This is a genomic window from Luteimonas campi, assembly GCF_051162505.1.
Classification (GTDB): Bacteria; Pseudomonadota; Gammaproteobacteria; order Xanthomonadales; family Xanthomonadaceae; genus Luteimonas.
The window spans coordinates 59481-71708 of the sequence record NZ_JBNWEM010000007.1; the positions used below are offsets into that span (position 1 = coordinate 59481).

Below are 12228 nucleotides of genomic sequence, written 5' to 3' on the forward strand. Positions count from 1 at the left end.
CGCGGCTCACTGCCCCTCAGCGGGGCGCGCAGCCTTCACAAGATGCCCTCGACGCTGAACGCCTTGGACAAGGCCTTCACGCCGACGCGCCCCCGTTTTTCGCCGAAACTGCGGACGGGTAACGTTTGTTTAACGAAAAATAAACCTATGTGAAGCGAGGGGTTAACGTCTCGCCGGCGGGTGGCCGCTAGCATGCGCTGTCCGCGTGGACGGCCGGGACCCCTGGCCGAACACCTCGCTGGAAGCCGAAGCCCCCTTAGCGGCGGGCCTTGGGCCCTTCCGGTTCGGGTTCGACTAGAGCTTCGAGGGCGGCGCGGAAGGCTTCCTGGGCCGCAGGACCGGGTCCAGCGGAGCGGGAAACGGTCTGCACGGGAGGGGTTGCGGGCCGGATCGGTTGCGAGGTCATCCGGATGGCGACTTCGCGCACTTGCAGTCCGACGGATCGGGCGGCGTCGAGCAGTTCGTCGGCCGCCAGGCGCAGCCTGGCATGCCAGACGGGGGAATCGACGAGGAACACCAGCTTGTCGTCGACGACATTGGCCAGGCGCGCATGCGCAGCCAGTCCCGGCGGCAGGAGGGGACGCAGTTGGCGGTCCAGCGCATCGAGTCCCAGTGCATGGCGCACCGGGTCGCGCGCGTTGCCGGACAGCAGTGCATCGAGCGCTGTCTGCATGGTCGCGGAGCGATCCGCAGCAGGCGGCACCTTTGGCGAACTGGACCGCCGCGATCGGAATTCAGACATACACCTATGACTTTACACACAATCTCCGTGCAGGCGCTGTCGACGCTCAGGAACCTGGGCCAACGTGCGCACAAGCGACTGCACGAACGCCCGATGGCCGCCGCCGTGGTGTTGTTGGGCGCCGGCCTGGTCATCGGCGCCGGGCTCAACGCGTCCGCCATGACCCGCCTGCAGCGCCAGGTCGCCAGCCAGGAGCAGGCGCTGGAAACCACCCGCCGCGAGGCGCAGCGGGAAGTCAACGCACTGGCCGCGCGGCTGGGCGAGCTTCAGGCCCAGGCCAACCGCCTCAATGCGCTGGGCGACCGCCTGACCCGGATCGCCAAGCTCGGCGATGGTGAGTTCGATTTCGAGCGCCCGGTGGGTGTCGGCGGCGCCGAACCCAGCCAGGACATGCCGGCGCGGCAGCTGGTCGGCGGACTCGAGGCGGTCGGCACCGAATTCGCCACTGCCGGCCAGCAGCTCTCGGTGCTGGAGGCGCTGCTGTTCGACCAGGAGCTGGAACGCAACGCGGTGCCATCGCGCTCGCCGGTGGCCAACAGCTACATCACCTCGCGCTACGGCGGCCGCGCCGACCCGTTCGGCGGCGGCAGCCAGTTCCACAAGGGCATCGACTTCGATGCCCGCACCGGCGACACGGTGATGACTGTCGCCGACGGCGTGGTCAGCTACTCGGGCGTGCGCAGTGGCTACGGCAACGTGGTCGAGGTCGACCATGGCAATGGCTACGTCACCCGCTACGCGCACAACTCGCGCAACACGGTGAAGGTGGGCGACCTGGTGCGTGTCGGCCAGGAGATCGCCAAGGCCGGCTCCACTGGCCGTTCCACCGGGGCGCATGTGCATTTCGAGGTCTGGGAGAACGGGCGCGTGCACAACCCGCGCAAGTTCCTGGGCGAGATGGGCGCCAAGCGCGGCTGAGGACTTCGGCCGGTCGGCCTTCGGAGCGAGTCGCCTCTGCGGTGGCGCCTGCGCTCCGGGGAGGACGCAAGGCGCTGGGGAGCGGACAAGGGTCGGTGGGCCGCTGCAGGCGCGGTCCCGGGCCAGCACCAAAGGGCGGTCGAGCGTCTGCGGCCGGGTCGTTCACCGAGGTCGCGCGTGGCGACGCGTTCCGCATCGCGGGGCGCGTGGGAGACGTCTGGCGCCCCTTGCAAACGCTCCCGGCCGCCACCACGGTACAATGCGCGTTGCCATCGAAAAGGGCGCCACTGCGCCCTTTTTCATTGCCGGCGCGCCTCCCCGGCGCAGCAGCCGGCCCCGCCACAGCTTCCGGTAAACCCATGCTCAATCGCCTGCTCACCAGCGTCTTCGGCAGCCGCAACGACCGCCTGATCAAGCAGCTCGGCGGCCTCGTCAAGAAGATCAATGCCCTCGAACCGCAGATGCAGGCGCTGTCCGACGCCGAACTCCAGGCCAAGACGCCCGAACTGCGCGAGCGCGTGGCCAAGGGCGAGTCGCTGGACAAGGTGCTGCCGGAAGCGTTCGCCGTGTGCCGCGAGGCCAGCGTGCGCGTGCTGGGCATGCGCCACTACGACGTGCAGCTGATCGGCGGCATGGTGCTGCACCTGGGCAAGATCGCCGAGATGCGCACCGGCGAGGGCAAGACCCTGGTCGCGACCCTGCCGTGCTACCTCAACGCGCTCGAGGGCAAGGGCGTGCACGTGGTCACGGTCAACGACTACTTGGCCCGCCGCGACGCCGCGCAGATGGGCAGGCTCTACAACTGGCTGGGCCTGAGCGTGGGCGTGGTCTATCCGGGCATGAACCACGGCGACAAGCACGCCGCCTACCGCGCCGACATCACCTACGGCACCAACAACGAGTTCGGCTTCGACTACCTGCGCGACAACATGGCGATGTCCAAGGGTGACCGCTTCCAGCGCGGGCTCAACTACGCCATCGTCGACGAGGTCGACTCGATCCTGATCGACGAGGCGCGCACCCCGCTGATCATCTCCGGCCCGGCCGACGAGTCGCCGGAGCTGTACATCAAGGTCAACCGCATCGTGCCCTCGCTCAAGCGCCAGGAGGTCGAGGACGGCGTGGGCGATTACTGGGTGGACGAGAAGGGCAAGCAGGTACACCTGTCCGAAGCCGGGCAGGAGCATGCCGAGACGCTGCTGCACCGCGCCGGCATCCTGGAGGAGGGCGACGATCTGTACGCCCCGCACAACATCCACGTCGTCCACCATCTCAACGCCGCGATGCGCGCGCACGCGCTCTACCAGCGCGACGTCGATTACATCGTGCGCGACGGCGAGGTGGTGATCGTCGACGAGTTCACCGGCCGCACGCTCACCGGGCGCCGCTGGTCCGACGGCCTGCACCAGGCGGTCGAGGCCAAGGAAGGCGTGCCGGTGCAGCGCGAGAACCAGACGCTGGCCAGCATCACCTTCCAGAACCTGTTCCGCATGTACGGCAAGCTCTCGGGCATGACCGGCACCGCGGATACCGAGGCCTTCGAGTTCAACAGCATCTACGGCCTCGAAGTGGTGGTGATCCCGACCCACCGGCCGATGATCCGCGTCGACCATCCCGACGCCGTGTTCCTCAACCGCAACGGCAAGTACCGCGCGGTCTGCAACGAGATCAAGGACTGCTTTGATCGCGGCCAGCCGGTGCTGGTGGGTACCACCTCGATCGAAGTGTCCGAGCTGCTCTCGCAGTTCCTGCGCAGCGAGAAGATCCCGCACGAGGTGCTCAACGCCAAGCAGCACGAGCGCGAGGCGCAGATCATCGCCAATGCCGGCCGCCCCAAGGCGGTGACCATCGCCACCAACATGGCCGGCCGCGGCACCGACATCGTGCTGGGCGGTTCGCTGGAAGCCGAACTGCAGACGCTGGGCGAGGACGCCAGCGACGCCGACAAGACGCGCATGCGCGAAGAGTGGCAGAAGCGGCACGACGAGGTGGTCGCGCTGGGCGGCCTGCATATCCTCGGCACCGAACGCCACGAGTCGCGCCGCATCGACAACCAGCTGCGCGGCCGCTCCGGCCGTCAGGGCGACCCGGGTTCGAGCCGCTTCTACCTGTCGCTCGAAGACAACCTGATGCGCATCTTCGCCGCCGACTGGGTGCAGAAGGTGATGGCGCGCATGGGCCTGAAGGAAGACGACATCATCGAATCGCCGCTGGTGTCCAAGCAGATCGCCAACGCGCAGCGCAAGGTCGAGGCCCACAACTTCGACATCCGCAAGAACCTGCTGGATTTCGACGACGTCAACAACGACCAGCGCAAGGTGATCTACGGCCAGCGCGACGAGCTGCTGGACGCCGAGAGCGTGAAGGAGAACATCGACGGCATCCGCGGCGACGTGGTGGCCGAGACGGTCGAACGCTTCGTGCCGCCCGATTCCATCGACGACCAGTGGGACCTGCCGGGCCTGGAGGCCACGCTGGAGCAGGAATTCGGCCTGCGCGTCGACCTGCAGGGCATGGCGCAGGCACGCAAGGAGCTCGATGCCGAAGGCATCCAGGACCACGTGCGCGAGGCGCTCGACCGGGTGTTCGCCGAGAAGGAGGCCCAGGTCGGCAACGACACGATGCGCGCGCTCGAGAAGCACATCATGCTCAACGTGCTCGACGACAACTGGAAGCAGCACCTGGGCCGCATGGACTACCTGCGCCAGGGCATCCACCTGCGCGGCTATGCGCAGAAGCAGCCCAAGCAGGAGTACAAGAAGGAAGCGTTCGAGCTGTTCAGCGAGATGCTGGACAAGGTCAAGCGCGAGGTCGTGACCCTGCTGGCGCGCGTGCGCGTGCGCAGCGAGGAGGAAGTGGCCGCGATCGAAGCGCAGGAGCGCGCGCAGATGGAGGCTCGCCTGCGCCAGGCGCAGTTCCAGCATGCCGATGCCGGCGGCTACGGCGCCGACGAGGAGGCCGCGCAGCCGGACTACCAGCAGGGTGCGCAGGCCCCGATCGTCCGCGATGGCGCCAAGATCGGCCGCAACGATCCCTGCCCCTGCGGCAGCGGCAAGAAGTACAAGCACTGCCACGGCCAGCTGGCCTGAGGTCCGGACAGGCGCCGCGGCGGCCGGTGCTTGCGGGTCGGGCGTCGCGTCCAGCAGGACGCGGGCGCTGAAGCCCCCGCGCTGGCCGGGCCCTGCCGGGTGCCCGGGGCAGGGTAGCGGCGCGATGCTGGTCCAGCATCGACCGGATGAAGCGCCGCGGCGCTCACGGCGGTGTCCGCACCCGGTCGAGCGGGGATCCGGGCGGTCCTGGGGCGCTCCGCTCCTGGCGTCGCGCCCACACCAGTCGGGAACGACGGACGTCCGACACGGGCGCGGCAAACGCAGGCCTGACCGCCTCACCGAGGGGGCGGTTCGACGGGTCCAGTCTCCGGCCCTGCCACTGCGGCATCGGTCTTTCCTGCGTCGCCGGCCCCGCGCTTTGCTACGCTGACGCCCTGCGCATCACCACGCCGCTCCGTGCCCGTCGCCCAGCCGCTCCAGCCCGATCCAGCCGCGCCGTCCGCCCCCGCGATCCACGTCATGGCCGGGGTGATCACCGACGCACGCGGACGCGTGCTGCTGGCGCGGCGCAGCGCCGGGCGCGAACTGGCCGGACTGTGGGAGTTCCCCGGCGGCAAGGTGGAGCCCGGCGAGGCGCCGGAAGCGGCGCTCGCCCGCGAGCTCGCGGAGGAGCTCGGCATCGAGGTCGACGTCGGCGCGCCGCTGATGGTCGTCCCGCACCAGACCCCCAGCCGCCTGCTGCGCCTGGACGTGCGGCACATCAAGGCCTGGCGTGGAAAGCCCAAGGGTTGCGAGGGCCAAGGGCTGGCCTGGGTGCAGCCGGAGAAGCTGCAGCGCTACGACATGCCGGCTCCGGACCGGCCCGTGGTCGCGGCCATGCTGCAGCCCGACCATTGCCTGGTGACGCCGCCCCCCGACGCCGACGACGCGGCCTGGTGCGCCGCGCTCGAGGCGGCGCTGGCGCGGGGCGTGCGCCGCGTGCAGGTCCGCCTGCCGGGAATCGCGCCGGAGCGCAGGCAGCGCCTGCTGGCGCAGGCCGTGGCCCTGTGCAGGACGGTCGAGGCGGAGGTCCTGGTGAACGGCGCGGTCGACCTGGCGCTCCAGCATGGCATTGGCCTGCATCTGCCCGCCGCGATGCTCCGCGCGCAGCGCGAGCGGCCCGTGCCGCCCGACCAGCTGCTGTCCGCTTCCTGCCACGACGCCGGGGAACTCGACCTGGCCCAGGCGCTGGGCTGCGACTTCGCCGTCGTCGGGCCGGTGCTCCCCACGCCCAGCCACCCCGGCCAGCCCGGAATCGGCTGGGCGAGATTCGAGATCCTGCGCGCGCGCGCCTCGCTGCCGCTGTACGCGATCGGTGGCCTGGCCCCCGACGATCTCGCGGCCGCGCGCAGCCACGGTGCCCAGGGCATCGCGGCGATCCGCGGCCTCTGGCAGGCGTAGCGGGCCTTGGCGTTACGCGCGCTGGCAGCCGCCACCGCCCCCCGCGGCCGCGCTGCAGCCCACGTTAGAACCAGGCGCCCTTAATGCGGCGACGCGCCGGAGTCCTGCGACTGCAGCGCCAAGGTCCGGTAGAGCTCGTCCAGCGCAGCCACATGGGCGGGCAGGGCGTCGATCGGGCCGTCGTTGACCACCACGTCGTCGGCGATCGCGAGCCGCTGCTCGCGCGTGGCCTGCGCGGCGATCATCCGGTCGGCGAGCGCGCCGTCGATCCCGTCGCGCGCCAGCAGCCGCGTGCGCTGCACCGCGACCGGTACGTCGATCACCAGTACCCGCCGTAGCCAGGGATACACCGCACGGCCGCCCGCGCCGCCGTCCGCGCCGGGCAGGGCCTCGGCCAGCAGCGGGATCGCCGCGATCGCATAGGGGCCGGGTGCCGCCTCGCACTGGCCCCGCAGCAGGGCGCGCACACGCGGATGCACGATCGCCTCCAGACGCAGCCGCGCTGCGGTATCGGCGAACACGTGCCGGCGCATCGCCGGCCGGTCCAGCGAGCCGTCGGGCGCAAGCACGCCGGGCCCGAAGGCGGCCACGACCTCGGCCAGGCCTTCGCTGCCCACGGCCACGGCATCGCGGGCGGCCACGTCGGCGTCGGCCACGGCCACGCCCAGCGCTTCGAACAGGCGGGTGATCTCGCTCTTGCCGGAGGCCACGCCGCCGGTGAGTCCCACGATGTAGTCGGCCATGGCGCGATTGTGCATGCACGGCGGGCCGGCGCGCAGCGGGCCGGCCCGCCGCTACAGCCCTGCGTAGCCCCGGTAGGCGCCCACCAGTTGCTCACCCCACATGAAGACGATCCAGCCGGCTACGGCGAGATAGGGGCCGAACGGGATCGGCGTCGCCCGGTCGCGGCCCTTCATCGCCAGCCAGACCGAACCCACCACTGCGCCCACCACCGATGAGAGCAGGATGATCGGCAGCACGCCGGCAAGCCCCACCCACGCGCCCAGCGCGGCCAGCAGCTTGAAATCGCCGTGGCCCATGCCTTCCTTGCCGGTGACCTGCTTGAACACCCACCACACCGACCACAGGCTCACGTAGCCGGCGATGGCGCCGAGCAGCGCCGGTTTGGCCGGCATGTACAGATTGTCGAGCGAGGCCACCAGCCCCAGCCACATCAACGGCAGGGTGAGCGAGTCGGGCAGCAGCTGCGTGCGCAGGTCGATGCCCGACAGCGCGACCAGGAAGCAGGTCAGCAGGCAGGCGCCGAAGCCCTGCCAGCCGAAGCCGAACTGCCAGACGCAGGCCACGCACAGCAGCGCCGTGACCAGTTCCACCAGCGGGTACTGCGGCGAGATCGGCGCCTTGCAGCTGCGGCAGCGCCCGCGCAGCGCCAGCCAGCTCAGGACCGGGATGTTCTCGTACCACGACAGCTGGTGGCCGCAGTGGGGGCAGTGCGAGCGCTCCACCACGATGCCGGGTGGAGGCGGGTCATAGAGTTCGGGTTCGCCCAGCGCCTCGCGCGCGTCGCGCTTCCATTCCCATTCCATCCGCCGCGGGAGGCGCAGGATCACCACATTGAGGAAGCTGCCCACCAGCAGGCCAAGCCCGGCGACGAGCGGGTAGCCGAGGGCGGGGTTCTGGTCGAGAAAGGCCATCAGGCTCCGTCCGGCAAAATCGGGTCGATCCAGGCTGCGCGCAGCAGGCACGCAGCCCTGTGCTGAAACATCTCGCGCCGGGCCCGCCTCCGGCGGCCCGGCCCATGGCCACGGTCGGTCAGATCGTCGCGGCCAGCTTGAAGATCGGCAGGTACATGCCGATCACCATCGCGCCGACGACACCGCCGATCACCACCATGATCAGCGGCTCGAGCAGGCTGCTCAATGCATCGACCGCGTTGTTCACTTCTTCCTCGTAGAACTCCGCGACCTTGAACAGCATCGTGTCCAGGGCGCCGGCTTCCTCGCCGATGGCGGTCATCTGCACCACCATATGCGGAAACAGGTTGACCTGCTTCATCGCCATGTTGACCTGGTAGCCCACCGACACGTCGTCGCGCATCCGCAGCACGGCCTGCTCGTAGACCTTGCTGCCGGTGGCGCCGGCGACGATGCCCATCGCCTCCACCAGCGGCACGCCGGCCTTGAAGGTCACCGCCAGGGTGCGGGCGAAGCGCGCAATGGCGGCGTTGTGCAGGATCTGGCCGATTACCGGAACCTTCAGGCTCAACCGGTCCATGGTGTGCTGCAGGGCCGGCGAGCGCTTGAGCGCGAAGATGAAGCCCACCACGCTGCCCACCGTCACCAGCAGGATCATCCACCACCACTTCAGGATGAACTTGCTCGCCCCGATGATCAGCTGGGTGAAGGCGGGGAGTTCCGCGCCAAAACTGGCGAACGTGCTCTCGAACTGCGGCACCACCACGATCAGCAGCAGGGCGCTGACCAGGATCGCCACAATTACCACCATTGCCGGGTAGAACAGGGCCTTCTTGATCTTGCCCTTCAGGGTCTCGATGTTTTCCTTGTAGGTGGCGATGGTGTCGAGCACTGTCTCCAGCACGCCCGCGCCTTCGCCCGCCTTCACCAGGTTGCGGTACAGCTCGTCGAACTGCACCGGGTGCTTGCTCATCGCCTCGTAGATCGACGAGCCGCCCTCGATGTCCAGGCGCAGGTCGTCGACCAGCTTCTTCATCCGTACGTTCTTGTTGCCGTTGCCGATGATCTCCAGCGCCATCACCAGCGGCACGCCGGACTTGATCATCGTCGCCAGCTGGCGGCTGAAGACCGCGATTTCCTTGGGCGTGATCGGCTTGCCGGTGTTGCCGAACAGCGGCTTGGACTTGGTCTTGACGACGGTCGGCTGGATGCCGCGGCGGCGCAGTTCCGCGCGCAGCATGTTGGCGTTCTTGGACGATTCCTCGCCCTTCATCTTGACACCGCGCTTGTCGGTGCCTTCCCAGACAAAGGTATCCAGCGTCACCCCGGCGCGGGTGGGCTTGCTGCGGGCGGTCTTGGCGGCGGAACGTGTCACGGCCATCGGCATTCCCCTGGTGTCCGCCGGCCTCCCCAGCCGGACGAATTCCCCTTGGATGTTAGCCGTTTACAGGCCAAAGTGAAATTCAAGTATGTGACGGCGGGCCGGTTTCGGCCCTCCGTCGGCCGCTGACGCGGCGGATGGCCGAGTGATCGGACGCGGACATCGGGGTCATGCCGATCTCAGCCGCACGAGCGATATGGTCTGCGCCCGGGCCAGCCTGGCGCCACGAACGGATCGCCAACCCGGCCGGCGCGCTTGACCCCCGGGCGGACGCCGCGAAATCTTGGTCGGATCAGTCCTTGGTGACTCGATTGATCTCCGCCAGGCTGGTCAGGCCCTTGCGTACCTTGAGCAGGGCCGACTGACGCAGGTCGCGCACGCCCGAGCTGCTGGCTGCCTTGGCGATCTCGATCGCGTTGCCGCCCTGCAGCACGATGGCGGCGATCTCGTCGCTCATCGGCATCACCTGGTAAAGGCCAGTGCGGCCCTTGTAGCCGCTGGTGCACTCGTCGCAGCCGACCGCTTCGTACACGGCGAAGCCTTCGGCGATCTCCGCCTCGGTAAAGCCTTCCGCCAGCAGCGCATTGTCCGGCAGGTCGACCTTGCGCTTGCAGCGTTCACACAGCCGCCGCGCCAGCCGCTGGGCGATGACCAGGGTCACCGAGCTGGTGATGTTGTAGGGCGCGATGCCCATGTTCATCAGGCGGGCGATGGTCTGCGGCGCATCGTTGGTGTGCAGGGTCGAGAGCACCATGTGGCCGGTCTGCGCGGCCTTGATCGCGATTTCCGCGGTCTCCAGGTCGCGGATCTCGCCGACCATGATGATGTCCGGGTCCTGGCGCAGGAAGCTGCGCAGCGCAGCGGCAAAGGTCATGCCGCGCTTCTCGTTCTGCTGCACCTGGTTGACGCCGGGCAGGCGGATTTCGACCGGATCCTCGGCGGTGGAGATGTTGCGCGTCTCGTCGTTCAGGATACCCAGCGCCGTATACAGGCTGACCGTCTTGCCCGAGCCGGTGGGACCCGTGACCAGCACCATGCCGTAGGGCTTGTGGATCGCGTCCAGGAACAGCTGCTGCTGGTCGGGCTCGTAGCCGAGCTTGTCGATGCCGAGCTTGGCGGCGCTGGCGTCGAGGATACGCAGCACCACCTTCTCGCCGAACAGCGTAGGCAGGGTGCTCACGCGGAAGTCGATCTGCTTGGTCTTGCTCAGGTTCAGCTTGATGCGGCCGTCCTGCGGCACGCGCTTCTCGGCGATGTCCAGCTGCGCCATCACCTTCAGGCGCGCGGTGATGCGCTGGTTGAGCTTGACCGGCATCTTCGCCGTCTGCTTCAGGATGCCGTCGATGCGCAGCCGTACCCGGTAGTCGGTTTCGTAGGGTTCGAAGTGGATGTCGGAGGCGCCGCGCTTGATCGCGTCGATCAGCACCTTGTTGACGAACTTCACGACCGGCGTGTCGTCGCCCTTACCGTCCACGCCGGTGTCGCGCCCCTCGTCGTCCCCGGCTTCGATGTCCAGGTTCTCGAGGTCGTCGCTGTCGCCGAGCGCATCGCCGAAGGAATCGTGGCTCTGCAGCCAGAGCTCCAGGGTGCGGCGGATGCTGTCCTCGTCGATCAGGATCGGCTCCACCACCAGGTTGGTCTGGAACTTGATCTCGTCCAGCGCGGCGCTGTTGGTGGGATCGGCCAGGCCGACGAACAGCTTGCCGCCACGCTTGTACAGCGGCAGCACCTGGTGCTTGGACAGCAGTTCCTCGCTGACCAGTTTGATGGCGCTCTGGGCCGGGTCCATCGCCGTGGGATCGACCACCGGCATGCCGAACTCCATCGAGTTGGCGGCGGCCATCTGCGCGGCCGTGACCAGCTTGTGCTCGCGCAGGTACAGCGCGATCTGCTTGCGCTCGGCGGTAGCCTTATCCAGTGCTTCCCGGGCCGCGGACTCGTCCAGCGCGCCATCCAGGACCAGTCGGCGGGCAATGCCGGTAATGCCGAGGAGATTGGCGTTGGAGGCTGTATTCATGTGTCGATCCCGTTGAGAGGCCTGGCAGGGAGGAAACCGCTGTGGCCGGCAGAATGGCCCAACTCTATCGCAAGGGCCGGTGCCGGACCACGCCAGGTGCCGGAATTGCTGCGTGCTATTTCACCTGGCCGGGGCAGCCGGTACCCTCTGCACAGGAAAGGGGAACCGAATGAAAATCACAGTCGTCCTGCCCGCCAAGAACGAGGCTGCCGGCCTGCGCCTCACGCTTCCAGCCCTGCGTCAGCGGATGCCCGAGGCGGAGCTCATCGTGGTCGACGACGGGTCCACCGACGACACCGCCGTCGTGGCCGTCGCGCATGGCGCCCGGGTGCTGTCTTCCCCCTATTCGATGGGGAATGGCGCCGCGATCAAGCGCGGTGCGCGCGCAGCGAGTGGCGATATCCTCGTGTTCATGGATGCCGACGGCCAGCACGATCCAGCCTGCATCGCCCCGCTGCTGGCCAAGCTGGACGAAGGCTACGACATGGTGGTGGGCGCGCGGGACTGGTCCGGTCAGGCGGGGGCCAGTCGTGGTGCCGCCAATGCCTTCTACAACTGGCTGGCCAGCCGAATGACCGGCTTCGCGGTCAAGGATCTGACTTCGGGATTCCGGGTGGTGCGCGCAGGCAGGTTCCGCGAGTTCCTGCACCTGTTGCCGAACGGGTTCAGCTATCCCACCACCAGCACCATGGCGTTCTTCCGCAGCGCATACCCGGTGGCGTACGTGCCGATCCCCGTGGCCAAGCGAATCGGCCGCAGCCATATCCGGCCTTTGCGTGATGGTGTCCGGTTCCTGCTGATCATCTTCAAGATCGCTACCCTCTACTCACCGCTGAAGCTGTTCGCGCCGACGGCGATGACGTTCTTCCTCATCGGCTTGGGCTACTACGGCTATACGTTCGCGACATATGGTCGCTTCACCAACATGAGCGCGCTCTTGTTGAGTGCCGCTGTCATCGTGTTTCTTATCGGCTTGATCTCGGAGCAGGTCACGTCGCTCAGCTACAAGGTGGATCGGGACTGAC

Annotated in this window: 9 protein-coding genes; 4 read left to right on the plus strand and 5 right to left on the minus strand. The window is 68.3% G+C overall.

Annotation, left to right across the window (positions count from 1 at the left end; all coding sequences use genetic code 11):
* Positions 1 to 256 precede the first annotated feature (256 nt).
* Positions 257 to 673, minus strand: a complete 417-nt coding sequence (locus ACQYVW_RS16675) for a DciA family protein (RefSeq protein WP_434947763.1) — start codon at positions 671 to 673, stop codon at positions 257 to 259.
* A 75-nt stretch (positions 674 to 748) separates the two neighbouring features.
* On the opposite strand from ACQYVW_RS16675, the gene ACQYVW_RS16680 reads away from it, so the two are divergent.
* The 3 genes from ACQYVW_RS16680 (at position 749) to ACQYVW_RS16690 (ending at position 6150) form a co-directional block, all read left to right on the plus strand.
* Positions 749 to 1660 carry a M23 family metallopeptidase gene (locus ACQYVW_RS16680; protein WP_434947764.1) on the plus strand — a complete coding sequence of 304 codons (912 nt, stop codon included), beginning with the start codon at positions 749 to 751 and terminating at the stop codon, positions 1658 to 1660.
* Positions 1661 to 2019: 359 nt separating this feature from the next.
* The gene (secA, locus tag ACQYVW_RS16685) at positions 2020 to 4749 is read left to right on the plus strand and encodes a preprotein translocase subunit SecA (RefSeq protein ID WP_434947765.1); all 2730 of its coding nucleotides are present in this window, start codon (positions 2020 to 2022) and stop codon (positions 4747 to 4749) included.
* Between the two features lie 417 nt (positions 4750 to 5166).
* Positions 5167 to 6150 (plus strand): Nudix family hydrolase, encoded by a 984-nt coding sequence (locus tag ACQYVW_RS16690; protein WP_434947766.1) that lies wholly within the window; start codon positions 5167 to 5169, stop codon positions 6148 to 6150.
* An 80-nt stretch (positions 6151 to 6230) separates the two neighbouring features.
* Here ACQYVW_RS16690 and coaE read toward each other — a convergent pair whose 3' ends face one another.
* The 4 genes from coaE to pilB all read right to left on the minus strand — a co-directional run bounded on the left by coaE (position 6231) and on the right by pilB (position 11203).
* Positions 6231 to 6893 carry a dephospho-CoA kinase gene (gene coaE, locus ACQYVW_RS16695; RefSeq protein ID WP_434947767.1) on the minus strand — a complete coding sequence of 221 codons (663 nt, stop codon included), beginning with the start codon at positions 6891 to 6893 and terminating at the stop codon, positions 6231 to 6233.
* 51 nt (positions 6894 to 6944) lie between these two features.
* Positions 6945 to 7805 carry a prepilin peptidase gene (locus tag ACQYVW_RS16700; RefSeq protein WP_434947768.1) on the minus strand — a complete coding sequence of 287 codons (861 nt, stop codon included), beginning with the start codon at positions 7803 to 7805 and terminating at the stop codon, positions 6945 to 6947.
* Between the two features lie 118 nt (positions 7806 to 7923).
* Entirely contained in the window at positions 7924 to 9186 is a 1263-nt protein-coding gene (locus ACQYVW_RS16705; RefSeq protein WP_434947769.1) for a type II secretion system F family protein, read from the minus strand.
* 292 nt (positions 9187 to 9478) lie between these two features.
* Positions 9479 to 11203, minus strand: a complete 1725-nt coding sequence (gene pilB / locus ACQYVW_RS16710; RefSeq protein ID WP_434947770.1) for a type IV-A pilus assembly ATPase PilB — start codon at positions 11201 to 11203, stop codon at positions 9479 to 9481.
* Between the two features lie 169 nt (positions 11204 to 11372).
* Here pilB and ACQYVW_RS16715 point away from each other — a divergent pair, with 169 nt between their 5' ends.
* On the plus strand, positions 11373 to 12227 hold the full coding sequence (locus ACQYVW_RS16715; protein WP_434947771.1) for a glycosyltransferase family 2 protein: 855 nt from the start codon (positions 11373 to 11375) through the stop codon (positions 12225 to 12227).
* The last annotated feature ends 1 nt before the right edge of the window (position 12228 follow it).

Coding starts and splice junctions, on each gene's coding strand:
- ACQYVW_RS16715 (WP_434947771.1), top strand. CDS start 11,373: ATGAAAATCACAGTCGTCCTGCCCGCCAAGAACGAGGCTGCCGGCCTG.
- ACQYVW_RS16705 (WP_434947769.1), bottom strand. CDS start 9,186: ATGGCCGTGACACGTTCCGCCGCCAAGACCGCCCGCAGCAAGCCCACC.
- coaE (WP_434947767.1), bottom strand. CDS start 6,893: ATGGCCGACTACATCGTGGGACTCACCGGCGGCGTGGCCTCCGGCAAG.
- ACQYVW_RS16700 (WP_434947768.1), bottom strand. CDS start 7,805: ATGGCCTTTCTCGACCAGAACCCCGCCCTCGGCTACCCGCTCGTCGCC.
- secA (WP_434947765.1), top strand. CDS start 2,020: ATGCTCAATCGCCTGCTCACCAGCGTCTTCGGCAGCCGCAACGACCGC.
- ACQYVW_RS16680 (WP_434947764.1), top strand. CDS start 749: ATGACTTTACACACAATCTCCGTGCAGGCGCTGTCGACGCTCAGGAAC.
- ACQYVW_RS16675 (WP_434947763.1), bottom strand. CDS start 673: ATGCAGACAGCGCTCGATGCACTGCTGTCCGGCAACGCGCGCGACCCG.
- pilB (WP_434947770.1), bottom strand. CDS start 11,203: ATGAATACAGCCTCCAACGCCAATCTCCTCGGCATTACCGGCATTGCC.